Below are 24,213 nucleotides of genomic sequence, written 5' to 3'. Positions count from 1 at the left end.
TCGTCCCGGGCGCCCGCCGGCGACCTACGCCGGGACGATGTTCACCAGCTTCGGCGCCCGGACGATGACCTTCCGGATGCCCGCGCCGTTCAGCGCCGCGACCACGGCGGGTTCGGCCAGTGCCGTCGCCTCCAGGTCCGCGTCGGAGATCGACGGGGCGACCTCCAGCCGCGCCTTGACCTTGCCCTTGATCTGGACGACGCAGGTCACGGTCTCGTCGACGACATACGCCGGGTCGGCCCCCGGGAAGTCCGCGTGCACCACGGTGTCCGTGTGGCCCAGCTTGTGCCACAGCTCTTCGGCGATGTGCGGGGCCAGCGGGGCAATCAGCAGCACCAGCCGCTCCGCGACCGTGCGCGGGATGGGGCCGCCCGCCTTGGTCAGGTGGTTGTTCAGCTCGGTCACCTTGGCGATGGCGGTGTTGAAGCGCAGGTTCGCCATGTCCTGGGTGACACCGTCGATCGCCTTGTGCAGGGCTCGCAGGGTGGCCTCGTCCGGCTCGGCGTCGACGACGGTGACCTCGCCGGTCGCCTCGTCGACGACATTGCGCCACACCCGCTGCAGCAGGCGGTACTGGCCGACGACGGCGCGGGTGTCCCACGGTCGCGACACGTCCAGCGGGCCCATCGCCATCTCGTACAGGCGCAGGGTGTCCGCGCCGTACTCCGCGCAGATCTCGTCCGGAGTGACGGCGTTCTTCAGGGACTTGCCCATCTTGCCCAGGACACGGCTGACCTTCTCGCCCTGGTAGTAGTAGCCGCCGTCGCGCTCCTCGACCTCGGCGGCCGGAACGGCGATGCCGCGGCTGTCCCGGTAGACGAAGGCCTGGATCATGCCCTGGTTGTACAGCTTGTGGAACGGCTCGGAGGACGAGACATGTCCCAGGTCGTGCAGCACCTTGGACCAGAAGCGGGCGTACAGCAGGTGCAGTACGGCATGCTCCGCGCCGCCCACGTACAGGTCGACGCCGCCGGCCGGCCGGCCCTCGCGCGGTCCCATCCAGTACTGCTCGATGTCCGGGGCAACCAGCGCATCGGCGTTGCCGGGGTCCAGGTAGCGCATCTCGTACCAGCACGAACCCGCCCAGTTGGGCATGGTGTTGGTCTCGCGGCGGTAGCGCCGGATGCCGTTGCCGTCGCCCAGGTCCAGGTCGACATTGACCCAGTCCTCATTGCGGGACAGCGGGGTCTCCGGCTGGGTGTCGGCGTCGTCCGGGTCGAAGGTGCGCGGGGAGTAGTCCTCGACCTCGGGCAGCTCCAGCGGCAGCATCGACTCGGGCAGCGCGTGCGCCACGCCGTCCTCGTCGTAGACGATCGGGAACGGCTCGCCCCAGTAGCGCTGCCGGCTGAACAGCCAGTCGCGCAGCCGGAAGTTGACGGTGCCCTCGCCGATGCCCTCGGCGGCCAGCCAGTCGGTGATCTTCGCCTTGGCCCCGGTCACGCCCAGGCCGTCCAGCGAGATCGCCGCGCTCGACGAGTTGACGATCTTGGCGTCGTACGAGGCGAAGGCGTCGTCCCAGGTCGAAGGGTCGGTGCCACGGTCGTCCGACGGCTCGACGACACAGCGCATCGGCAGCTCGAAGGCGCGGGCGAAGGCGAAGTCACGGCTGTCGTGTGCGGGGACGGCCATGATCGCGCCGGTGCCGTAGCCCATCAGGACGTAGTCGGCAATGAAGACCGGGACCTGTTCGCCGCTGACCGGGTTGGTCGCGAAGGCGCCGGTGAAGACGCCGGTCTTGTCCTTGGCCTCGGCCTGCCGCTCGACGTCCGACTTGGACGCGGCCTGCTTGCGGTACGCGGCGACGGCATCGGCCGGGGTGGCGTGCCCGCCGGTCCAGACGTCGTGGGTGCCCTCGGGCCAGGCGTCCGGGACGAGGGAACCGGTGCCGGTGCCGTTGTCGGAGCCGGCGACCAGCGGGTGCTCGGGCGCCAGCACCATGTAGGTGGCGCCGAACAGGGTGTCCTGGCGGGTGGTGAAGACGGTGATCCTGTCGTCGCCCACCGGGAAGTCGACCCGGGCGCCCTCGGAGCGGCCGATCCAGTTGCGCTGCTGCAGCTTGATGGCCTCCGGCCAGTCCAGCGCGTCCAGGTCGTTCAGCAGCCGGTCGGCGTAGGCGGTGATGCGCATGTTCCACTGGCGCAGCTTGGCCTTGAAGACCGGGTAGTTGCCGCGCTCGGAGCGGCCTTCGGCGGTGACCTCCTCGTTGGCCAGCACCGTGCCCAGGCCGGGGCACCAGTTGACCGGCGCGTCCGAGGCGTACGCCAGGCGGTACTCGCCCAGGACATTGGCCTGCTCGATGGGGCTCAGCCCGGCCCAGGGACGGCCGTCGGGGGCCAGTCGGGTGCCGGCCTCGAACTGGGCGACCAGCGTGTCGATCGGGCGGGCCGCGTCCGCCTCCGGGTCGTACCAGGAGTTGAAGATCTGCAGGAAGATCCACTGGGTCCACTTGTAGTACGCCGGGTCGATCGTCTCGACCGAGCGGCGCTGGTCGTGGCCCAGGCCCAGGCGGCGCAGCTGGCGCCGCATGTTCACGATGTTGGCCTCGGTGGAGGCCCGCGGGTGGGTGCCGGTCTGCACCGCGTACTGCTCGGCGGGCAGGCCGAAGGCGTCGAAGCCCAGGGTGTGCAGGACGTTGTGGCCCGTCATGCGCTGGTGGCGGGCGTAGACGTCGGTGGCGATGAAGCCCAGCGGGTGGCCGACGTGCAGCCCGGCGCCCGACGGGTAGGGGAACATGTCCATGATGAACTTCTTGGGGCGGGCCACCAGCTCGGCGTCGCCGGCCAGCTCACCGCTGGGGTTCGGGGCCTCGTAGGTCCCGTTCGTCGCCCAGAAGTCCTGCCAGCGGGCCTCGATGTCGGCGGCCAGCGCGGCCGTATAGCGGTGCGGCGCTGCCGTCTCGGCGGCGTTGGTCGTCTCGCTCATCGTCCTCAAAGCTCCATCGATCGTCTCTGCCTGCGGAAACGCGCCAAAATCCCCGGCACGCCGGAAACAAAAAGACCCCTCGCACAGGAGGGGAAGCCGCGCCGATTCCGACGGGTTCTGTCATCCGTCGGTACTGATCAGCGCGGCCCGCTAAGCAGAAGGCGTACGGCACGCATGGCGTCAGGGTACCGCAGGGCGTACGAGGCCCGCGCTGAGGATTCCCCCAACGCGGGCCCCGCCCCCGTTACCCCTTACTCCTACCGCCGCCCCACCGGGTCACGGACGGCGCGGGGAGGCGGTGCCGCGCCCGGTGTCAGGGGCGGTAGGAGCTCACATATCCGGTGCCCGGCGAGCCGACGCCCGTGACGTCGTCGTAGCCGACACCCGCGTGCAGAGAGCTGTCCTTGCCCAGGCTGCGCAGCGAGGTCGTGGTGCCCTTGCTGCCGTCGGCGCCGTTGACGTAGTCGACGCGGACGACCGCCAGGTCACGGCCGGCACCCAGCGGGTGGTCGGTGACGTCGTGGTAGGCGGCGGTGCCGTAGCGCTGGTAGATGCCGGGGTTGGCGAAGCCGATGGCGACGCCGTGCCGGGCCTGCTGGGCGAGCGCCTGGACGCCCGCGATCACCGGCGCGGCCAGGGAGGTACCACCGATGCGGTACTCGTCATAGCCGAGCTTTCCGCCCGCCAGGGTCTGCGTCTGGCCGACGAGGAAGCCGGTGTTGGGGTCGGCGACCGCGGCGATGTCCGGGACGCTACGCATCGCGCCGCCGCCGTTCGCCTTCGCGAGCCCGTCCGGAACGATTCCGCGCTGGTAGAAGGGCTGCGCGATGGTCTTGCTGGTCCCGCCGCCGGCGCCACCGTTGAAGGCCCCGGGGAATCCGGTCCAGTTGTTGTCCTTGGAGAGCGCGGCCTTCAGAGTGCCCCAGCCGGTCTCCCACTGGTAGGAGTCGTGCTTGCCGACGGCCAGGGAGGTACCGCCGACCGCGGTCACCCAGGCGGAATTCGCCGGGGTGTCGACCTGCTTGGTGCCGGTGTTGGCGACCTCGTCGCCGTTGTCACCCGAGGAGAAGTAGAAGCCGATGCCCTGCACCGCGCCCTGCTGGAAGAGCTGGTCGTAGGCGGCGGCCACGTCCGGGGTCTCGTTCGCCTCGATGTCGCCCCAGGAGTTGGAGACGATGTCGGCGAGATGCCCGTCGACGATCTTGCCCAGGGAGTCGAGCAGATCGTCGTCCATGCAGGAGGCGCCGCCGACGTAGACGATGTCGGAGTCGGGGGCGACCGCGTGGACGGCCTCGACGTCGAGGGTCTCCTCGCCGTACCAGCCGGCCGCGCCGCACTCCTCGATATGCGTGTAGTCCTTGGGCAGCACCTGGGAAAGCTGGCCGTGGCGGTAGCGGGAGTCGCCGTTACGGGCGGCGTACGTGCCCGCGTCCTGGGCGATGGTCGGCGAGGCGTAGGCGTCGGTGATCGCGACGGTGACGTGCTTGCCGGTCCACTTCTTCGCCCCGTAGGCGGCACGCAGCTGCTTGCCGGTGTAACCCTTGATCGCGTACGGCGCCTTGCTCCCGTAGGCGGACGGCAGCTTCTTGTCGGTCTTGGAGCCGTAGTACGACGAGAACGGCCCGGAGTTGCGGAAGACGCCCTCCGGCGGCGGCAGTTCGCTGGAGTGGTGCTTGGCGAGCCGCGGCGCGTTGTCCAGGCCGGTGACCGTCAGCACCGCGCCGGCCAGCGAGGCGGGCGCGGAGGCGGTGGTCGACGGGGCGTGGTAAGTGTGGCCGCTCTTGCGGTAATTGTGCAGATCGGTGGCGAAGGCGCGCTCGGCGTTGCCCGCGTCCCCCTTGACCGTCACATACCGGTTGGTGGTGCCGGTGACCGTCAGGCCGGACTTCTTCAGCCAGTCGGTCACCTTGGTTATCTGGTCGCGCGTGGCGCCGTACCGGGCGCGCACCTGGGCGGCGCTCAGGTACTTCCCGTACGCGGCGGAGTGCGGGTCGGACACGGCCGCTGCGTAGTCCGCGAGACCCTTGGCATCCCGGCCGGCCAGGTAGACGCGGGCGGTGACGTCCGCGGAAGCGGAGGTGGCGCCCTGGTCGGCCTGCCGGGTGGCCCACAGGGGCTTGGTGCCCTGCAGCGCGTGCCGGCCGCCGTCGTGGCCCGCGGCGTCGGCGGCGGGTGCGCCGAGCGCGAGCGCACCGGCGACCAGCGGCAGCGTCGCTGCCCAGGCCAGACCGGCGCGGGCGCGCAGTGATCTGGTGCGGCTTGATCTCATGTAACCCCCTGCTGTGGCGATGCGGTGCGCTGCGGGGTGCCGCGCTGCGCCGGTGCGCAGGTGCGCGGCACCGCACAAGCGGTGAATGCGCGGGATGTGACGTTCACGCGATGCGCCACTCTTTCGGTGAACCGTTCATGTCAGGGGCATGCGATCACCAAGAAGAGACCAAGGAATGGCAAGGACTGGCCAGGAATGGGCAGGGAGCGAACACTCAACTCGCCATAACGGACGCCCCACTGAGGGGATATCAGCGCAATCCGGGAGGAACTCCCGCGGGGCCGGACCGCCAGGGCGCCCGTCGCCGAGCACGCATGACAGAGCGGGCCGTCCACATCGGACGGCCCGCTCTGTTCACTGTGGAGCTAAGGAGAATTGAACTCCTGACCTCCTGCATGCCATGCAGGCGCTCTACCAACTGAGCTATAGCCCCGTATTCTGTTCCCGCGCGGCTCCCCGCTGCGGCATCGCCTACATTACACGGACCTCCCCGGCTTCTGCCAAATCGTTCTGCCCGCCCCCCTTGGCGCGACGCGCGGTACTGTCAGCGAGCCGTGTCCGATTCGTCCTGGGGAGCCGTACGCCGTGACCGCGCTGGAGCTGGACGCGCCCATCGACCCCGGCGGCACCCATCCCGGCAGGGGCATCCTCCGCCGGCACCCGACCCGCGTGGCGGCCCTCGCCTGCCTGATCTCGTTCGCCGTCTTCTGGACCGTGCAGCGCCTCGCCCAGGTGACGATGCTCGACCTCATGGTCTACCGCGCCGAGGGTTTCACCGTCCGCAACGGCGGAGCCCTCTACGACATGGCCGCGACCTCGGCACACCTGCCCAACACCTACCCGCCCTTCGCCGCGCTGCTGTTCACCCCGCTCACCCTCCTCGACGTCCCGGCGATGCGCACCCTCGCCACCGCCGGCAACCTCCTGCTGCTCCTCGCCGTCGTCCACCTCTCGCTACGCCTGGCCGGCCGGCCCCGGCGGCTCCCCGGGCCCGCCGCGACGCTCGCGGTCTCGGCATTGCTGGTGTGGTGCGAGCCGGTGTGGACGACGCTGCGCTACGGACAGATCAACCTGCTGCTCACCGCACTCGTGCTGTGGGACCTCACCCGCAAGGACACCCACCGGCTCGCGGGCATCGGCATCGGTATCGCGGCCGGCTTCAAGCTGACCCCGGCGCTGTTCGCCGTGTTCCTCGCGCTGGCCGGCGCCGTCCGTGCCGGGCAGCTGATCCGCTCCGGCGCGGGGGCCCGCGCCGCCTGGAACCCCTGGCTGCGGCAGGCCTCCGTCGCCACCGCCGCCTTCCTGGCCACCGCCCTCCTCTCCGCGCTCGCGCTGCCGCGCGACTCGCACCGCTTCTGGACCGAGATCGTCTTCGCCGCCGACCGGGTCGGTGAGGTGGAGATCACCGCGAACCAGTCGCTGCGCGGCGCTCTCGCCCGGCTGCTGCACACCCACGACCCGGGCGGCACCTGGATCGTGGTCGCCGGTCTGGCCGCGGCGCTCGGCCTGGCACTGGCGGCCGGGTCACTGCTGCGCGGCCAGCGTGCCTGGGCGGCCGTCGCCTGCGCCGCGACCGCTCTGCTGGTCAGCCCGATCTCCTGGTCCCACCACTGGGTGTGGTGCGTACCGATGATGATCCTGCTCGGCTCCGAGGCGCTGCGCCGGACCGGCACCGCCGCCCGCCGCTGGTGGGCCACGGCCACCGCACTGGGCCTGCTGTTCTGCTCGTTCGCGCTGTGGTGGGTGCCGCACCGCTGGCACCACCACGAGGAACTGCACCAGAACGGCGCCCAGCTGCTGCTCTCCGACGTCTATCCGATCGCCGGTCTTGCGCTGCTGGCACTGACCGGTGTCCGGCTCCGGCGGCTCGCCGGGCGACCGGGGCCTGACAACGAGCCCCGGACGGCCGGCGCCGGCAGTGGTCCGTGAACCGGGCGGCCACATTGCGGAATTGAGCGGTGAGGATCGCACAGTGTCACAACGCCACGTCCCGCGACGCCAGTTCCGTCCGACCGAAACCGCGCGGTACCGCCCGGGATGGCTCAGCACTGATCGATGCTGACCCGTTTTCCGACCGGAACCGTCCGCATCACCCCGGCCCTGCCCAAAGCGACGTCAGGCAACAGGGCGGGCGGACCGGGCGGACGGCTTCCCTCCGCCCTCGCGGGGGCCGACCTCGCTCACGCCCTCGCCCGCCGCCCCCGCCGACGGCACCGCTCAGGCCGTCGCGAACGAGTAGAAACGCTTCAGCGTGCAGTGCTCTTCCAGCAGCCGTCCGTAGATCGGCTCCCCGTCGAGCTCCCGGTAGGTCTCGATGGGGTCGCCCTTTATGACCAGGGCGCGGGCGCACTCCTCGCACCAGTACTGGTAGTCGATATTGACCGGTTCCATGTCGCGGACAATCGGCGTACCGCTGCCGCACCAGTCACATTTCCTGCTGTGGGCGCCCATCCATCAGCTCCAACTGTGGCCGCAGGCCGTACAAACGAAGGAAATGCCCCCGTTGTCACCCAGCACCTGCGCCACATGGGAGGAGCCGCAGGAGGGGCACTGCAGAGCGGAACCGTCGTCGCCGCAGACTGCGGAGACGGGACCGTCAACGGGGCAGGTGAAGCGGAGCGCGTACTCCGGTAGCCAGTCATAACCTTGCGCCTCGGCCACTTCGAGCAGGTCATTGACCTCCTCGAGGATGCTCGTGGGCATCGCGATCTCTCCTCCCCTGCCGGCGCCGTCCGATTCTGCCACGGACCACGGACCGGGTCAGGCCCGCCTTCCCGCCATCCCGGCGAGCCCGCCCGCCGCTGCCGCACCCGCCAGCGCGAGCATGCTGCCCCAAAGTGCCCGCGACGCCGCGCCGGCTCCCGCCTCCGCCAGCCGGTTAAGGAAGAGTGTCCCGAAAAGGGATGTGCCCAGCAGCAGTCCGACCTGGTTGACGGTCACCACGAGACCGCTCGCATCCGACGCGTGCTCCTTGCGTACGGTTCCCAACGCGGCGGCAAGATTGGGGCTGTGGGCGAAACCGAGACCCGCACCGATGCCGACGTACGCGGCGAACAGCCGGACGCCGTCTCCGGCTCCGCCGTCCTTGAACGCCAGCCCGATCCCCACCAGCGCCGCGGACACCAGCACGAACCCGCCCGGGACCAGCAGGGGGTGCAGTCGCGGGGGCAGCCGCCGCCACCACAGTCCCACCGCCCCGTACGCGAGGGCCGTCGGAACGAACGTCAGCCCGGTGCGCAGCGCGCTGTAGTGGAGCGTGTTCTGGAAGTGCAGCGTCAGCACGAACATATAGCCCGCGTTGACCGCCATCACCAGGACAAGACGGATCACCGACAGCGGCATCCCTGGCGCGCCGAGCACCCGGGGCGCGATCAGAGGAGCCCCGCCCCGTCGCGCGCGCCGGGCCTCGTACCCCGCGAACGCCCCCAGCAGCACCCCACCGGCGGCAAGCGACCACCATGTCCACGCCGGCCGGCCCGCCTCCTGGCCGAGCACCAGGGGCACCGTCACCAGTACCAGCGCTCCCGCGAGCAGGACCAGGCCCGGCAGATCCAGGCCACGTGCCGAACCGGACGGCCGGCCCCGGGGGATCAGCCGCGGGCCGGCCGCCAACAACAGTGCCCCGATCGGCACGTTCACCAAGAACACCGGCCGCCAGCCCGCACCGAAGAGATCGGCGCTGACCAGGACGCCACCCGCGATCTGCCCCACCACCGCCCCGACGGCCATCACGGCGGTGTACGCACCGAGTGCCCGTGTCCGCGCCGGCCCCGTATAGGCACGCTGAATGAGCGCCAGCACCTGCGGGATCATCACTGCCGCACCGGCCCCCTGAACCGCCCGAAAGGCGATCAGCTGGCCGGCTCCCGCGGCCAGTCCACAGGCCAGCGAGGCTCCGGAGAAGACCGCGAGCCCGGCCAGAAACGTCCGCCTCGGGCCCAGCAGTTCGCCGATCCGTGCGCCGGTGATCAGCAGCGCCGCATACGTGATGGTGTAACCGGCGATCACCAGTTGCAGCGCTGCGCCCGAGGCATCCAGGTCGGCACCGATCGACGGGGCCGCGACATTGACGATGAAGGCATCGAGCAGGGCCATGAACTGCCCGGTGAGGAGCACCGCCAGCATCGGCCGCGAACTCCGGGCACGGATGCCTCCGTTCCCGCGCACGGAGCCGTTGTCCGTGCCGTTGTCAGTGCCGGCACCTTTAATGGCCGGTGGAGTCGGCACAGTGAGCACGGGCGTCGGCGGCGCCCCCGAGGGGATGTTGTTGTCCGTCATGCCGGTGAGCCTGTCGGCGAACGGATACCCCTCACGAGAGCCCGCCGATGCTGGTACCGACAGCACCTGGCAGGCCCGCGTGCCTGCCCCGACGATGGGGGTGTGAGCAGCATGGTGAGCTCGTCCCGGCGATCGGTCGAGCGACGTCGTCCCGAACTGGCGGCGTTCTTGCGCGGCCGCCGCGCCCGGGTGACCCCTCAGGACGTCGGCATGCCCCCGGGGCTGCGCCGCCGTACTCCCGGCCTGCGCCGCGAGGAGGTCGCCCAGCTCTCCGGTGTCGGCGTGACCTGGTACACCTGGCTGGAGCAGGGCCGCCCCATCAACGCCAGCGGCCAGGTGCTGGACGCCGTGGCCCGTACGCTCCGGCTGGACGACACCGAGCGCGAGCATCTCTACCACCTGGCAGAGGTGCCCTACGCCCCCGCCCGTGAGGCGGACGCACAGTCGGTCGGCCCGGAGGTGCAGGGCATCATCGAGGCACTGGTGCCGCTGCCCGCGGTGGTCTACAACGCCCGCTATGACGTCCTGGCCGCCAACGCGGCCTACCAAGGGGTCTTCCCCACCATGGCGTTGGCGCGCGGCCCGTCCCGCAACGTCCTCTGGCAGCTGTTCACCATGCCGCCCTGTTGCTGCACGATCCTCAACCGCGACGAGGAGTTCCCCGCCCTCGTGGCGCAGTTGCGTGCGGCGTACGGCCGGCATGTGGGCGAGCCGGCCTGGGAATCGCTGATCGGGCGGCTGTCACGGGCCAGTGCGGATTTTGCGCGGCTGTGGAAGGCCGGGGACGTCTCGCCGCCGGGGAAGCGTATGAAGGTGATCCAGCATGCCTCCGTCGGTGAGATACGTCTGATCTCGACGTCGCTGGCGGTGGGCGGAGTCCCGGAGACCCGGATCGTGGTCTACACCCCGGCCGATGAGGAGAGCCGGGAGCTGACGGCGGCGCTGCGCGCTGTCCACGACCCGCTGATCGGCTGCCCGGAGCATCTGCGGCCCGCCTCGGAGGCCCGCGCGGAGCTGGAACGGAGGTGGGAGCGCAGCGGCAGCGCGCACGCGGGCGCTGACCGCGCAGCCCCGGCCCCGGCCCCGCAGGGATTCGGTACGGGTCGCTGACCGTGCCGCCCCGGCCCCCGGCGATTCGGCATAACGCAGAGATCCCGCCTCCGTCTGGAGGCGGGATCATCCGGGCTGTGGAGCTAAGGAGAATTGAACTCCTGACCTCCTGCATGCCATGCAGGCGCTCTACCAACTGAGCTATAGCCCCGGGTCTTGTTCCGCTCCCCCGGGTTTCCCCCGGCGGCGCCGCGAACAAGAAGAACTTTAGCCTGCGACCTGCCCGGATGTGAAATCCGGTCGGCCGGGGCCGCCCGGCGGGCTCAGTCGTCGTCGCCGAGCACCGGCTCCGGCAGGGTGCCGGCATTGTGCTCCAAAAGGCGCCAGCCGCGTGCGCCCTCGCCCAGCACGGACCAGCAGCAGTTCGACAGACCGCCCAGGCCCTCCCAGTGGTGGGCTTCCAGGCCGAGCAGCCGCCCGATGGTGGTGCGGATCGTGCCGCCGTGGCTGACGACGACCAGGGTGCCGTCGTCGGGCAGCTTGTCGGCGTGGTTGAGCACCACGGGGGCGGCCCGGTCGGCGACCTCGGTCTCCAGTTCGCCGCCACCGCGCCGGACCGGCTCACCGCGCTTCCAGGCGGTGTACTGCTCGCCGTACTCCACGAGGATCTCGTCGTGCGTCAGCCCCTGCCAGGAGCCCGCATAGGTCTCCCGCAGGGCCGCGTCATGCGTCACCTCCAGCCGGGTGAGCACGGCCAGCTCGCCGGCGGTCGCCGAGGCCCGCTGCAGGTCGGAGGCGATGATGGTGTCCGGTCCGAGGGCGGCGAGCAGCCGGGCGGCGCGGCGCGCCTGGCCGAGGCCTTCCTCGGTCAGCTCGATGTCCGTCGACCCCTGGAAGCGGCGTTCCAGATTCCAGGCCGTCTGGCCGTGGCGCCAGAGGACGATGCGGCGGCCCCGGCCGCCCTTGGTGCCGTTCAGAGCAGCTCTCCGTCCTGCTCGCCCGCCCTGGCGTCGGCGTGCTCCGCGGCCTTGCCGCGGGTGGCCTTGGCCTCCTCGGGGAGGTCGATCTCGGGGCAGTCCTTCCACAGGCGCTCGAGCGCGTAGAAGACCCGCTCCTCGCTGTGCTGGACGTGCACCACGATGTCGACGTAGTCCAGCAGGACCCAGCGGGCCTCGCGGTCGCCCTCACGGCGGACCGGCTTGGCGCCGAGGTCCTTGTTGAGCCGTTCCTCGATCTCGTCGACGATCGACTTGACCTGGCGGTCGCTGGGTGCCGAGGCCAGCAGGAAGGCATCGGTGATCGAGAGGACGTCACTGACGTCGTACGCGATGATGTCGTGCGCGAGCTTGTCGGCCGCGGCCTGGGCGGCGGCGTTGATGAGCTCGAGGGAACGGTCCGTGGCGGTCACAAGCGGCTTTCCGGGTCGAGGGCAGCCTCTCCGGCCGGGCGGGGCAGCTGGCTCACTGCTGAGCCGCGGCGCGCGCCGCAGTCCCCTTGGGCGACCGGATCGGCGGTCAAGTACCCCTCAAGGGTCTCACGGACCACCGACACTCCCGACTGGGTTTTCGAACCAGTGGGTCGGTTTTGGTGTCCGTGCTGGTCAGCGCCGGGGTGGGGGCTGCCCGGCCCCGCCGGTGGAGACCGACGGAGCCGGGAGCGCCTTGCCCGTCAGCCCTTGTAGTCCTGCCCCAGGAACACGGTGATGTCGGCGTTCGCGGCGCCCTTGCCCTGCTTGACCACGCCCGCCGGCAGGCCCAGTGTCTTGGCGACCTCCGCGGCCTTGGTCTTCTGGGCGGCGTCCGCGTAGGTGATCCGGGACGTGGCGGCCGCGCCGCCGGTGCCGGCGTCGACGAAGCTGTAGCCGCCGTTGAGCAGCTCGACCTGCGCCTTGTTGGTGGCGCCCTTGTTGCCGGTGCCGTTGCGGACCGCGACCCGGGCGGCCGCGTCGGGGGCGGTCTTCTTGACCGTGCCGCCGAGCACGTCCTTGACCACGCCGGTCGCGGCGGCCTGGCTGAGCGTGCCGTTCGCCTGCACGGGCAGCAGGGCCGTGCGGTACGCGCCGGTCTTCACCAGCTCCGCCCGCTGCGCCAGCGAGCTGCCCAGCTGACCCTCCGTGAGCGGCGGGTCGAGCACCTGCAGCAGCGACTTCACGGTGGCGGTGGCGCCGTCGGAGTCACTGGAGACCTTCTTCAGCGTCGCCTGCATGACCTGCCCGAATCGCTGCAGCTGCCGGGTCTGGGGCTCGCCAGGCGCCTGATAGGTGGCATAGGCGACGGCGGCCTGGCCGTTGAGGTCCTGGGCGCTGCCCTGCTTGACGACCGGGGAGGCGCCCTTCTTGGCGCCGGGCACGGTGGCGTCGGTGTCGAGGGTGACCCCGCCGACCGTCTCGACGAGGTTCTCCAGATACGGGGTGTCCAGCCGCCAGCTGGCCTTGAGGTCGGCACCCAGGAGGTTGTTGAGGGAGTCCCGGGTCGGCTCGGTGCCGTCGTCCTTGACGGACTTGCCGAGCGTCGTGGTGCTGCCGTCGTCCTTGGACACGATGAGGCTGTTGGGCAGGAGGACGGTGGTGCCCTTGTGGGTGGTCTCGTTGTCCACGAGCAGCGCCGTCGAGCTGTTCCCGGACTTGGTGTCCCGCAGATGGACGACGAGGACGTCGCGCTTCTGTCCGCCGGCCGCGGCCGCCTGCCCGGTGCCGGGACCGGCCAGGCCGGGCAGTTTGCCCGCCCACCACAGATAGCCGACGCCGCCGGCGGCCAGCAGGGCCAGCACGACGGACAGCGCGACGATCCGGCTGCGGCCGCGCCGCTTGGCCTCCTCGCGCCGCTCGGTGCGGCTCTCGGTGAACTTCAGCCAGTCGATGACGTCTTCGGAGTCCTCGTCCGGCTCCTCGATGAAGGAGAACTCGTCGGTACGGTACTCCGGGTCGCCGGGGGAGGAACCGGGAGAGCCGCCCGCGGCGGCCGGCTCCGCGAGGTCGTCCGCCGGGGCGCGGCGCTGGTCCGGCGGCCGGGGCTGCTGGCCCTGGCGCTGCGGAGCGGGCTCGTCGTAGCGGGGCTGGTCCCCGTAGGAGACCTGCTCGTACGGGGACTGCTGGGACTGCTGCGGGACCCACTCCTGCTGGTGCGGCTGCTGCTGGTGCGGCTGCTGCTCCTGGGGCCGGCCGTACGGGTCGTACTGCTGCGGGTAGCCGGGCTGCGCCTGCACCTGCTGCCGGCCGTACGCGTCGTAGCCGTACTCCGTCTGCCCCTGGTACGTCGGGTGGTCCTGCTGTCCCTGCGGGGCCTGGCCGCCGCCCTGTTGGCCACCGTAGGGGTCATAGCCCTCATAGGCGGAGGGGGCGGCCGGCTGCCCGTAGGCGTCGTAGTGCTGCTCGTACGACGCCTGTGCGGCGTCGCGGTACACCGGCTGCCCGTAGGCGTCATAGGTGTAGCTCGTATGCCCCTGCTGCTCCTGGGCATAGGGATCGTGGGCATACGGGTCCTGCGGCCCGTACGGATCCTGTCGGTCGCTCACCGGTGCCCCTTTCCGTCAGCCCCGTCAGCGGTCGTTGCGGTACAGCTCTTTTTTGTCGATGTAGCGCACCACACCGTCCGGCACCAGGTACCAGACCGGATCCCCCTGGGCGACCCGCGCCCGGCAGTCGGTCGAGGAGATGGACAGCGCCGGCACCTCGACCAGGGACACCGCTCCCTCGGGCAGCCCGGGGTCCGCGAGGACATGGCCGGGCCTGGTCACCCCGATGAAGTGGGCGAGCGAGACCAGCTCCGCGGCATCGTGCCAGGTCAGGATCTGGCTGAGCGCGTCGGCGCCGGTGATGAAGAACAGATCCGCGTCACGGTGCTCCGCACGCAGGTCACGCAGCGTGTCTATCGTGTACGTCTTGCCGCCGCGGTCGATGTCGATACGGCTGACGGAGAACTGCGGATTCGACGCGGTCGCGATGACCGTCATCAGATACCGGTCCTCGGCCGGGGACACCTTCTTGTGGCTCTTCTGCCACGGCTGTCCCGTCGGCACGAAAATGACCTCGTCGAGGTGGAATTGGCTGGCCACCTCGCTGGCGGCGACCAGGTGTCCGTGATGGATCGGGTCGAACGTGCCGCCCATCACTCCGAGTCGCCGCTTCACGGGCCCTGTGTGCTCTCCCATGCGTGCAGACCCTACTGGGCGGCGCGCGATGCCGGGGGCCGGGTGCCGGGGCTCAGCGGTCCCGGTTGAAGCGGGTCGTGATCCAGAGCAGGAGGAGCAGGACAAACAGGGCGCCGCCGCCGGTGACGAAAGGGCTGAGGCTGGCGTGACCGCCCTCGTGGCCGGGTTCGGCGGCGAGGGAAACCAGGGACTGTGCAGTGGTGTGCAGGCTCATCGTCAGCAGAACCAATCCGGGCTGGGGTCGGGCGGAGACTTCCACCACATCGTAAGCGCCGCCTCACCGGGGGCCCACGGCGACTCCGCCCCGGACGCGTCCGGAGAGGCCCGCGGCGGTCAGTCCTGGCCGTAGCCGCGCAGCAGGAACCAGGCGAGCAGGGCCGCGCCCACGAAGCCGACGATGATCACGGTGCGCAGGATCCATCCGGGTCCGCCGTCCCTGGCGGTCTCCTGGGCTGCGGCGAGCAGCACGCTCGGATACGGCATGACGGTGCGCTCCCTCTGGTACGGCCCGTACGGTCTTTTGTACGGGCCTGTGCGGTCATTGGTGCGATCGCCAGCGTACGCCCGAGCATCCAATCGCCTGTCGGTGGCGTCCTCTAGTCTGAAACACACGCAGTCGAACAGGGGGAGGCCCCAATGACGGAGAGCCCAGACGGCAGCGCGAACGTTCCGAGCCGGGACCGGCGGCGATTCCCCGGAATCTCGTCGCGGTCGTACGAGCACCCGGCGGACCGCTCGGCGCTGGTGGCGCTGCGCAAGTTGAGCGGGTTCGACACCGTCTTCAAGACGCTCAGCGGCTTGTTGCCGGAGCGCAGCCTGCGGCTGCTGTTCCTGTCGGACTCGGTGCGGGTGAGCGACCAGCAGTTCGCGCACCTCAACGACATGCTGCGCGATGCCTGCTACATCCTGGACCTGGAGAAGGTCCCGCCGATGTACGTCAACCAGGACCCGCAGCCCAATGCCATGTGTATCGGCCTGGACGAGCCGATCATCGTGGTGACGACCGGTCTGGTCGAGTTGCTGGACGAGGAGGAAATGCGGGCGGTCGTCGGCCACGAGGTCGGCCATGCCCTGTCCGGGCACGCCGTTTACCGCACGATTCTGCTGTTCCTGACGAATCTGGCCCTGAAGGTCGCCTGGATCCCGCTGGGCAATGTCGCGATCATGGCGATCGTGACTGCGCTGCGCGAATGGTTCCGCAAGTCGGAGCTGTCAGCGGACCGCGCGGGGTTGTTGGTCGGGCAGGATCTGCAGGCCTCGATGCGCGGGCTGATGAAGCTGGCCGGCGGCAACCATCTGCACGAGATGAATGTCGACGCCTTCCTCAAGCAGGCGGACGAGTACGAGTCGGGCGGCGATCTGCGCGACTCCGTGCTGAAGATCCTCAACCTGCTGCCGCGCAGCCACCCGTTCACGACCGTGCGGGCGGCCGAGCTGAAGAAGTGGGCGGCCAGCCGCGACTACCAGCGGATCATGGACGGCCACTACCCGCGCCGGGACGAGGACAAGGACACCTCGGTCTCCGACACGTTCCGGGACTCCGCGGCGCATTACGCCGACTCGGTGCGCAACAGCAAGGACCCGCTGATGGGTCTGGTGCGCGACATCGCGGGCGGTGCGGGCGATCTGGGCGGCAAGCTGCGCGACACGGTCTTCCGTGGCGGCACGCGCCCCGACGGCGGCTCGGGCGGCGCCAACGGCAGCAACGACAGTGGTGGATCCGACCGCCCTGAGGGCTCCTAACGAAGCGGATGGCTCGGCTTCGGCTGGGCGGCGGGCGCCAGCTCACCGCAGAGTGAGGGGTTGGCCCGGTCCCTGGCGTAGGGGTCGGTGCCCGTGGGCCGCTCCTTGCCGGCGTGCTGTCCCGCGAACAGCGGGCGCAGCGCGTCGGCAGGCTGCGAGGAGCAGGCCAGCGGCCCGGCCTGCAGGCTGCTCTGGACCACTTCGAGCCGGTGGTCGTTGAGGTTCTCGCGGCTCAGCCGGAAGTGCACCTCGCGCCGGACGGTGACCAGCGAGGCCGCGCCCGGGGTGGCCTTGCCGGCGCCCTGGCCCGAGGCGGCCTCCGACGCGCCGGGGGCGGGCCGTACGGCATAGACGAAGGTGTAGTCGGCGGTGACATCGAGCGCGTCCGGGCTCAACTCCGAAGCGGTGAGCGTGCCGTTGACCCGTACGTTCCGGTCGGCGAGGCGGGTCTGCTTCGGGTCGAAACGGACCAGCCAACCGGTCGCCGCATCGTGGCCGTTGTCATCGGGGCGCGCCAGACTGCGGTCGAACTGGTCGAGTTGGCCGGTGTCGAGCAGCAGCCTCACCGGCCGTACGGCGCCGCCGGTGAGGGTGTCCGGGTCCAGCGAGGAACGGACGATGTAGTCCTTCGCGACGGTCAGGGCGGAGACGATCTGGCCGTCGGAGAAGTGCTCGGTGCGGGTGACGGCGGGCAGATTGACGCCCGCGGCGCCGATCCGGTAGTTGGCCGCGGGGCTGTGGGCGAAGAGATCACCGGGAGTCGCGCCCGGTACCTTCCCGGCCGGCGCCAACGGCACCACCGCGGACCGCAACGGCTGCGCCCGGACCGTCTCGGGGGTTTTGTACGGGTGGCGTACGCCCATGTAGACGGCGGTACCGAAGGCGAGAACGATCAGCAGCACCAGCAGGACGGCCTGCCGGGAGCCGCCCAGCCGCATCCACGCATGCCGGGTTTTGACGGCCGGCGAATGGTGCTCGCCCAGCCGCTCGTCAGCGGAGAATTCCTGCAGCCGCGCAGCCCGAACAAACGATTCGTCGAAGACGACGGATCGGTATTCGTCCTCACCACCTCCCGGGGCGCCGTTGGGCGTCCCTTCGGGAGGGTCACCAGGCCCGGTCATACAACAAGAGTAGGTCTGCCGGGGCGAAGGTAAACGCCGGGGCGATGGGCAACTTCGCCGGTCGATTCCGTTTCGGAAACCCGTTTTGCGGGCACCGTGCCGCGGCGTCAGTGCGACCTGGGCACCGTGGAGAACGACGGGCGCAGGGACTCCGCCGACGGCAGCGAGGGCAGGCCGGGGCGAGCCGTCCGCACGCTGTCCACACCGCCCGTGGCGGGGGCGTCCACCCCGCTGGACGTGGGCGCAGGTGCCGGGCTCTGGGTGCGCCCCGAGGAGCCGCGGTAGACGGCACTGAAGGCCAGCGCGACCAGCCCGATGCCCATCACCACGGCCAGCACCCAGGCGACCGGACGGTGCCAGCGGGTGCTGCTGCGGTAGGGGCGCAGCGCACCGCCGTAGGGGCCGTACGGGCCGTACGGCGGGTAGTCGCCGTACTCACCGTCGTCCTCGTACTCGGCGTAGTCGGTGTACCCGTCGTAGTCGTCGGTCCCCCGGATGCGGCGGTGGCCGCGGGGTCCGATCTCGTCCGGGTCGTCGCCGTCGGAGCCGAAACCGGGCCCGGAGCGGGCCGCCTCGGCCTCGGCGCGCGCCTCGGCGGCGGCCAGCATCCGCTCGACCGCCGAGGGTTCATGAATCCGTGCGGACCGGACGAATTCCTCGTCGAAGACCACGGAGGCGAATTCTTCGTCCGCTTTTCCGTGGCTCCCGTGGTGGTGCTCGTCGGGCTCTTCACCGTCCGGGAACGGCTTGCCCCCCACGTCGTCCGGCACCCGTCCAGGTTAGCCCCGAGCGGTCATTTTGGGCAGAGAGAACGGGGAATCCGGGGGACGCTTCAGCGGGTGTGGCCGTCGCCCGTGAGGATGTACTTGGTGGACGTCAGCTCGGGCAGTCCCATCGGCCCGCGGGCGTGCAGCTTCTGCGTCGAGATGCCGATCTCCGCGCCGAAGCCGAACGCGCCGCCGTCGGTGAAACGGGTCGAGGCGTTGACCGCGACGGTGGTGGAATCCACCAACTGGGTGAAGCGCCGGGCGGCGGCCTGCGACGTGGTGACGATGGCCTCGGTGTGGCCGGAGGTCCAGCGCCGGATGTGCGCCACGGCCGCGTCCAGGTCGGGCACCACGGCGGCCGCGATGTCGTACGAGAGGTACTCCGTCGCCCAGTCCTCGTCGGTGGCGGGGGCGACCAGCCCGGGGCCCGCCTGCTGCCAGGCGGCGTCACCGTGCACGATCACGCCGGCCTGGGTCAGCGCCTCCAGGGCGCGCGGCAGGAACTTCTCGGCGATCCCGGCGTGCACCAGCACCGTCTCGGCGGCGTTGCAGACGCTGGGCCGCTGGGCCTTGGAATTGACCAGGATGTCGACGGCCATGTCGAGGTCGGCGGCCTCGTCGACGTAGACGTGGCAGTTGCCGGTGCCGGTCTCGATCACCGGGACCGTGGACTCCTCGACGACCGTACGGATCAGGGACGCGCCGCCGCGCGGGATCAGCACATCGACCAGGCCGCGGGCGCGCATCAGCTCGCGCACCGAGTCGCGGCTCTCGCCGGGCACCAGCTGCACCGCGTCGGCCGGCAGCCCGGCGCTCTGGACGGCGTCGCGCAGCACGTCCACCAGGGCGCTGTTGGAGGCGTACGCGGAGGACGAGCCGCGCAGCAGCACCGCGTTGCCGGACTTCAGGCACAGGGCCGCGGCGTCCACCGTCACATTGGGCCGGGCCTCGTAGATGATGCCGATCACACCGAGCGGGACCCGGACCTGCCGCAGGTCGAGGCCGTTGGGCAGGGTCGAGCCACGCACCACCTCGCCCACCGGGTCGGGCAGCGCCACGACCTGGCGGACGTCCGCGGCGATGGCCGCGATCCGCTCGGGGGTGAGGGTGAGCCGGTCCACGACCGACTCGGCGGTGCCCGCCGCCCGCGCCTTGGCGATGTCCTCGGCATTGGCGGCGACGAGGGTGCCGGTTTCGGCCACCAGGGCGTCGGCGATGGCGAGCAGCGCTGCGTCACGGGCCGTACGCGGCAGCGGCGCCAGAACGGCGGCGGCCTCCCGCGCGCGGCGGGCGGTCTCGAGGACGGGCGAGGTGTGCGATGCGCTGCTGGTCATGGCCGCAGCCTAACGGGGCGGCAGGCTGCGGCCATGCGGTATCTCACAGCGCGGGACGCGGACGACCGCGGGTCAAAAGGGGTGGACGCCGACCGGTGAGGCCGGCGGCGGGCCGTACCCCTCCGCGATGCGCTGGTGGTAGGTCTCGCGGCCGATGACTTCCAGGCCGACGATCTCCCACGGCGGCAGCCTGGCCGTCGAGCGGTGCTCGCCCCACAGCCGCAGCGCGACCGCCGCGGCGTCGTGCAGGTCCCGCGCCTCCTCCCAGTAGCGGATCTCGGCGTGGTCGTTGGCGTAGCGGCTGGTCAGCAGGAAGGGATGGTCGTGGGCGAGCTGTTCCAGCGCCCGCCGGACCTCCTTCAGCGGGGCCTCGGCGCCCGAGACGCTGAGGGTGATGTGCCACAGCCGGGACACCTCGCGGCGCCCGCCCTCCGGCCCGTGCTGCGCCGCTCCGTCCCGCTGCGCGCCCCGGTCCTCCGGCAGGCCGGTGTCCTCGCCGGTTCCGACGCTGGTCAGTGCGCGTTCCGCCGTCCCTCGGGGCAGCGCCCCTGGGCGCCCTCGTCTCACCGGCGGCCTCCTGTGATGCGAATCGCTCCGCCCTCGGGGGGTGCGGAGCCGTCGTACGTCGGCGGGTGCGCTCGCGCGCTGCGGGCGCCGCTCCCCTGCGGCGCCTCCGCAACAAAGTTGACCAGCCCGCGGCCCGTCGCGGGGCGTTTTCACCAAGGTCTGTACGGAAAGGCTGGTCTCCGCACCACGAGGGTGGGGGGTGTGTACGGAGCGTGACGTCCGCCCGCCGGCGGACGGCCTCAGCGGTGCAGCAGCACCAGATCGTCACGGTGGACGACCTCCCGCTCGTACGCGGGGCCCAGCTCGCGGGCGAGATCGCGGGTCGAACGGCCCATCAATCGGGGGATTTCCCGGGCATCAAAATTGACGAGCCCGCGGGCGACCGCGCGGCCCTCGGCATCCCGCAGCTCGACCGGGTCACCGGCGGAGAACTCGCCGTCCACCGAGGCGATGCCGGCCGGCAGCAGGGAGGAGCGCCGTTCGACGACGGCCCGTACGGCTCCGTCGTCCAGGACCAGGGCGCCACGCGGCGTGGAGGCGTGCGCGAGCCACAGCAGCCGGTCGGCGGAGCGGCGGCCGGTACGCAGGAAGTGGGTGCCGGTCGAGCCGCCGGCCAGTGCGTCCGCGGCGTGCACGGCGGAGGTCAGGACGACCGGGATGCCGGCCGCGGCCGCGATCCGGGCCGCCTCGACCTTGGTGACCATGCCGCCGGTGCCGACACCGGCCTTGCCCGCGCTGCCGATGGAGACGCCCGCCAGGTCCTCGGGCCCGTGCACCTCGGCTATCCGGGAGGTGCCGGGGGTGGCCGGATCGCCGTCGTAGAGGCCGTCCACGTCCGAGAGCAGGATCAGCAGGTCGGCGCGGACCAGGTGGGCGACCAGGGCCGCCAGCCGGTCGTTGTCGCCGAACCGGATCTCGTCGGTGGCGACGGTGTCGTTCTCGTTGACGATCGGTACGGCGCCCATGGCCAGCAGCTGGTCGAGGGTCCGGTAGGCGTTGCGGTAGTGGGCCCGGCGGCTGGTGTCGTCGGAGGTCAGCAGGACCTGGCCGACACGGCGGCCGTAGCGGGCGAAGGACGCGGTGTAGCGGGCGACCAGCAGGCCCTGGCCGACGCTGGCGGCGGCCTGCTGCCGGGCCAGGTCACGGGGCCGCTTGGCGAGCCCCAGGGGCGCCAGACCGGCCGCGATGGCTCCGGAGGAGACCAGCACGATCTCCTTGTCCTCGTGCTTGGCCAGCACATCCACCAGCGCGTCCACGCGGTCCGCGTCCAGTCCCCCGGCGGCCGTGGTCAGCGAGGACGAGCCGACCTTCACCACGATCCGGCGAGCGTCCTTCACGTCCTGCCTTGCGCCTGCCACCTGCATACCCCTCGCCGATCCCACCGCCGTACGGGGGATCATTGCCCGACCCGCACCACGGCCCTACGGGCGCAATCTACGGCAGGGCGGCCTGCGGGCGCTTCGCGATATCGCCTGGCGGACGCGCCGCGGACACCCTGCGGGGGCGGGACCGGCCGGGCCCGGCACGGCGGAGAGGCGCGCAGAACAGGGGCCGCACCTCCTGGATTTTTCCCACCCACGCGGTTTCCCTTAAGACGGCAGCCGAGGCCGAGAGGTTGCGTTCGATTGGTCCGCTTTCGCGGTGATGAGAGCCACAGCAGATTGTCACCAAGGCCAACAAGGTCATACGGTCGGGTGTCCATCGGTCCCGTTTCGCCGCTCCGGCGGCGTCGCAGCGCGGGACCCGGCCGCCCCCCTCGGCCTCCCCTTTGACCATTCGTGCTGCCAGGAGCCCTCCCCCGTGCCTTCCGCCGGAATCGCCCCCCGCCGAGCCGTCCAGCTCGCGGCACTCTTCGCGATGATGGTCGCGTTCACCGCCCAGTTGGTCGGTGCGCTGCTGCCCGTCATTCCGCTGTTCATCGCCGCATCCGTGGTCAACCTCGGTCTCGACCTGGTCCTCCAGCACAAGCAGCCCGGCCTGCTCGCGGTGCTCGGCCGGATCCGGTTCGATGTCACGGTGCGCCAGTTGCTGCGCGACATGCTGATACTGGTCGGCCTGCTGCACATCGACGGCATCAACCCACTTGAGGAGCAGGCGCCGCTCACCATCACCCTGCTCCTCTTCTACGGCACCCACTTCGTGTGCCAGGCGGTCGCCGTGCTGGTCCGCAGGACCCGCAGCCTGCCGTTCGTGACCCGCAACATCGATGCGAGCGAACTGCGGCTGTCCGACGCCCCGCCGCGCATCCTCTCCCGCCAGACCGGTCGCCGGCTGCTGCGCTTCTCCGTGCCCACCACGGTCGGCATGATGCTCACCTCGATCACCACGGACGCGTACTGGGGCGGCATCGGCCTTGCCGTCTCCCTGGCCCTGTCCGCCGGCGGCACCCTCTACCTGGGCACCTGGCTGCTGCCCAAGAGGCGGGTGGCCAGCGAGAAGCAGGCCCTGGAGTGGCTGGACAACTGGCTGGCCGAGTACCGGCCCACGGTCGGCATGTACTTCTCCGGCGGCTCCTCCTCCGCCTACCAGGCCAACATGTGGCTGAGCACCCTGGCCGCCCTGGACGGCAACCCGATCATCGTGCTCCGCGAGCGCTTCATGGTGCAGAAGATCGAGGCCACGGACGTACCGATCGTCTGCATCCCCAAGGTCGCCAACCTGATGCGTCTGGAGCACTCCGCGCTCAAGGTCCTGCTGCACCCGGCGAACTCCGGCAAGACCTCGCAGATCCTGCGGATCCCCTCCATCAAGCACGCCTTCACCAACCACGGCGAGAGCGACAAGCTGTCCTCCTGCAACCCGTACGCGAAGGCGTACGACGAGGTGTGGGTGGCGGGCCCGGCGGCCCGTGACCGCTACCAGCTCGCCGACATCGGCGTCGAGGACAAGGACGTCGTCGAGGTCGGCCGCCCCCAGCTGGCCCCGATCCGGCCGATCCAGCAGCAGGACAGTGCCCCGGCCGACCGGATGACGACCGTGCTGTACGCCCCGACCTGGGAGGGCTGGGACGGCAACCCGGGCAACACCTCGGTGATCCTGGCGGGCGAGAACATCGTCCGCGAGCTGCTCGCCGACGAGAACGTGCAACTGCTGTACAAACCGCACCCGATGACCGGTTCCGTGGACCCGCGCGCGGGCGCCGCCAACAGCCGTATCCAGGCGATGATCACGGAGGCGAACACCCGGCGCAGCGGGGCGCAGACCGGCCCGGAGGCCGCCGCCGAGCTGGCCCGCTGCTCCGAGGAGCTGAATGGGCTGACCACGTCCGCGTTCCGCAAGAGCGCGGACGAGCTGGAGCGGATGCGGCTGCAGGGCACCCCGGAGGAGGGCCGTGCCGCCGCCGTCGAAGCGGCCGTCACCGCCTGGGAGGCGGCGTACTGGAACTCCTTCCCCCGGTGGGAGCACCGCATCATCACCACCGCCCGCCCCGGCATCTTCAGCTGCTTCAACCAGGCCGACGTGCTGATCAGCGATGTCTCCAGCGTCGTCTCCGACTACCTGACCAGCGAGAAGCCGTACGCGGTCGCCAACACCTCGGGGCTGAGCGAGGACGACTTCCGGGCGAACTTCCCGACGGTGCGGGCGGCGACGATCCTCACGCCCGAGGCGCGCGGTGTGGCCGGTCTCCTCGACGCGGTCCGCAACCCGGAGCAGGACACCCTGGCCGCGGAGCGGGCCGAGCTCAAGGAGCATCTGCTGGGCCCGTCGGACCCGCCGTCGTCGGTCCGCTTCAACCAGGCCGCGCTGGATCTGGCCGCGAAGGCCGACGAGCGGCGCGTCCGGATGGAGAACCGGCTGTCCGGTATCCCCGGCCAGCGCTCTCAGGAGGACGTGGACGCCTCCGAGACGGCCGAGCACGAGGCCAACGGCGCCTCGGACACCACGGCCGCCGTCTAGGCCGCAGCGGGCCGCTCACGGCTTCGGCCGCGGCGCAGCCACAACGGGGAAGGCCCCCGGGAGTTCTCCTCCCGGGGGCCTTCCCCGTTGTGGCGTGCCGTGGACCGCCGGGCGGC

General features: G+C 71.0%; 20 protein-coding genes and 2 tRNA genes. 4 read left to right on the top strand and 18 right to left on the bottom strand.

Annotated features, from left to right (window positions below; genetic code table 11):
• Window positions 1–24: 24 nt before the first annotated feature.
• The 3 genes from ACGFWI_RS33590 to ACGFWI_RS33580 form a co-directional block, all read right to left on the bottom strand.
• Window positions 25–2,922 carry a leucine--tRNA ligase gene (locus ACGFWI_RS33590; protein ID WP_393909831.1) on the bottom strand — a complete coding sequence of 966 codons (2,898 nt, stop codon included), beginning with the start codon at window positions 2,920–2,922 and terminating at the stop codon, window positions 25–27.
• Between the two features lie 313 nt (window positions 2,923–3,235).
• Window positions 3,236–5,191 (bottom strand): protease pro-enzyme activation domain-containing protein, encoded by a 1,956-nt coding sequence (locus ACGFWI_RS33585; RefSeq protein WP_393909830.1) that lies wholly within the window; start codon window positions 5,189–5,191, stop codon window positions 3,236–3,238.
• 360 nt (window positions 5,192–5,551) lie between these two features.
• Window positions 5,552–5,624, bottom strand: a tRNA-Ala gene (locus ACGFWI_RS33580).
• Window positions 5,625–5,776: 152 nt separating this feature from the next.
• Between ACGFWI_RS33580 and ACGFWI_RS33575 the strand changes: the two genes are divergently transcribed.
• Window positions 5,777–7,120 carry a glycosyltransferase 87 family protein gene (locus ACGFWI_RS33575; RefSeq protein ID WP_393909829.1) on the top strand — a complete coding sequence of 448 codons (1,344 nt, stop codon included), beginning with the start codon at window positions 5,777–5,779 and terminating at the stop codon, window positions 7,118–7,120.
• 288 nt (window positions 7,121–7,408) lie between these two features.
• Here ACGFWI_RS33575 and ACGFWI_RS33570 read toward each other — a convergent pair whose 3' ends face one another.
• Genes ACGFWI_RS33570 through ACGFWI_RS33560 form a run of 3 tightly spaced genes read right to left on the bottom strand, consistent with a single transcriptional unit; the run spans window position 7,409 to window position 9,469 of the window.
• A complete protein-coding gene (locus ACGFWI_RS33570) occupies window positions 7,409–7,642 on the bottom strand; it encodes a hypothetical protein (RefSeq protein WP_393909828.1) in 234 nt (77 codons plus the stop codon).
• Between the two features lie 3 nt (window positions 7,643–7,645).
• Window positions 7,646–7,894, bottom strand: a complete 249-nt coding sequence (locus ACGFWI_RS33565; protein ID WP_393909827.1) for a hypothetical protein — start codon at window positions 7,892–7,894, stop codon at window positions 7,646–7,648.
• 57 nt (window positions 7,895–7,951) lie between these two features.
• Entirely contained in the window at window positions 7,952–9,469 is a 1,518-nt protein-coding gene (locus ACGFWI_RS33560) for an MFS transporter (protein WP_393909826.1), read from the bottom strand.
• A gap of 111 nt (window positions 9,470–9,580) precedes the next feature.
• Between ACGFWI_RS33560 and ACGFWI_RS33555 the strand changes: the two genes are divergently transcribed.
• Window positions 9,581–10,579, top strand: coding sequence for a helix-turn-helix transcriptional regulator (locus ACGFWI_RS33555; protein WP_393909852.1), 999 nt, complete (start codon window positions 9,581–9,583; stop codon window positions 10,577–10,579).
• Window positions 10,580–10,657: 78 nt separating this feature from the next.
• Here ACGFWI_RS33555 and ACGFWI_RS33550 read toward each other — a convergent pair.
• The 7 genes from ACGFWI_RS33550 to ACGFWI_RS33520 form a co-directional block, all read right to left on the bottom strand.
• Window positions 10,658–10,730, bottom strand: a tRNA-Ala gene (locus tag ACGFWI_RS33550).
• Window positions 10,731–10,842: 112 nt separating this feature from the next.
• Window positions 10,843–11,496 (bottom strand): histidine phosphatase family protein, encoded by a 654-nt coding sequence (locus ACGFWI_RS33545; protein ID WP_393909851.1) that lies wholly within the window; start codon window positions 11,494–11,496, stop codon window positions 10,843–10,845.
• The gene (gene rsfS / locus ACGFWI_RS33540; RefSeq protein ID WP_393909825.1) at window positions 11,493–11,927 is read right to left on the bottom strand and encodes a ribosome silencing factor; all 435 of its coding nucleotides are present in this window, start codon (window positions 11,925–11,927) and stop codon (window positions 11,493–11,495) included. Before rsfS ends, ACGFWI_RS33545 begins: the two co-directional genes overlap by 4 nt.
• A 260-nt stretch (window positions 11,928–12,187) precedes the next feature.
• Window positions 12,188–14,032: a LytR C-terminal domain-containing protein gene (locus ACGFWI_RS33535; RefSeq protein WP_393909824.1), complete on the bottom strand. Its 1,845-nt coding sequence runs from the start codon at window positions 14,030–14,032 to the stop codon at window positions 12,188–12,190.
• Window positions 14,033–14,056: 24 nt separating this feature from the next.
• Window positions 14,057–14,668, bottom strand: coding sequence for a nicotinate-nucleotide adenylyltransferase (nadD, locus tag ACGFWI_RS33530; RefSeq protein ID WP_393909823.1), 612 nt, complete (start codon window positions 14,666–14,668; stop codon window positions 14,057–14,059).
• A gap of 52 nt (window positions 14,669–14,720) precedes the next feature.
• Window positions 14,721–14,927, bottom strand: coding sequence for a hypothetical protein (locus ACGFWI_RS33525; RefSeq protein ID WP_393909853.1), 207 nt, complete (start codon window positions 14,925–14,927; stop codon window positions 14,721–14,723).
• Window positions 14,928–15,001: 74 nt separating this feature from the next.
• A complete protein-coding gene (locus ACGFWI_RS33520) occupies window positions 15,002–15,151 on the bottom strand; it encodes a hypothetical protein (protein WP_393909822.1) in 150 nt (49 codons plus the stop codon).
• A gap of 153 nt (window positions 15,152–15,304) precedes the next feature.
• Between ACGFWI_RS33520 and ACGFWI_RS33515 the strand changes: the two genes are divergently transcribed.
• On the top strand, window positions 15,305–16,411 hold the full coding sequence (locus ACGFWI_RS33515) for a M48 family metallopeptidase (RefSeq protein WP_393909821.1): 1,107 nt from the start codon (window positions 15,305–15,307) through the stop codon (window positions 16,409–16,411).
• Here ACGFWI_RS33515 and ACGFWI_RS33510 read toward each other — a convergent pair.
• The 5 genes from ACGFWI_RS33510 to proB all read right to left on the bottom strand — a co-directional run bounded on the left by ACGFWI_RS33510 (window position 16,408) and on the right by proB (window position 21,564).
• Complete coding sequence (locus tag ACGFWI_RS33510) at window positions 16,408–17,532, bottom strand: hypothetical protein (protein WP_393909820.1); 1,125 nt, start codon at window positions 17,530–17,532, stop codon at window positions 16,408–16,410. The genes ACGFWI_RS33515 and ACGFWI_RS33510 overlap by 4 nt on opposite strands.
• A gap of 107 nt (window positions 17,533–17,639) precedes the next feature.
• On the bottom strand, window positions 17,640–18,302 hold the full coding sequence (locus ACGFWI_RS33505) for a hypothetical protein (RefSeq protein WP_393909819.1): 663 nt from the start codon (window positions 18,300–18,302) through the stop codon (window positions 17,640–17,642).
• A 62-nt stretch (window positions 18,303–18,364) separates the two neighbouring features.
• Window positions 18,365–19,633 (bottom strand): glutamate-5-semialdehyde dehydrogenase, encoded by a 1,269-nt coding sequence (locus ACGFWI_RS33500; RefSeq protein ID WP_393909818.1) that lies wholly within the window; start codon window positions 19,631–19,633, stop codon window positions 18,365–18,367.
• 72 nt (window positions 19,634–19,705) lie between these two features.
• Window positions 19,706–20,200, bottom strand: a complete 495-nt coding sequence (locus ACGFWI_RS33495; protein WP_393909817.1) for a hypothetical protein — start codon at window positions 20,198–20,200, stop codon at window positions 19,706–19,708.
• A 239-nt stretch (window positions 20,201–20,439) separates the two neighbouring features.
• Entirely contained in the window at window positions 20,440–21,564 is a 1,125-nt protein-coding gene (proB, locus tag ACGFWI_RS33490) for a glutamate 5-kinase (protein WP_393909816.1), read from the bottom strand.
• A gap of 436 nt (window positions 21,565–22,000) precedes the next feature.
• Between proB and ACGFWI_RS33485 the strand changes: the two genes are divergently transcribed.
• Window positions 22,001–24,097: a hypothetical protein gene (locus tag ACGFWI_RS33485; protein ID WP_393909815.1), complete on the top strand. Its 2,097-nt coding sequence runs from the start codon at window positions 22,001–22,003 to the stop codon at window positions 24,095–24,097.
• The last annotated feature ends 116 nt before the right edge of the window (window positions 24,098–24,213 follow it).

Source organism: Streptomyces sp. NPDC048434, assembly GCF_043200375.1.
Taxonomy (GTDB): Bacteria; Actinomycetota; Actinomycetes; order Streptomycetales; family Streptomycetaceae; genus Streptomyces.
This window is presented reverse-complemented; position numbering and strand designations above follow the sequence as displayed.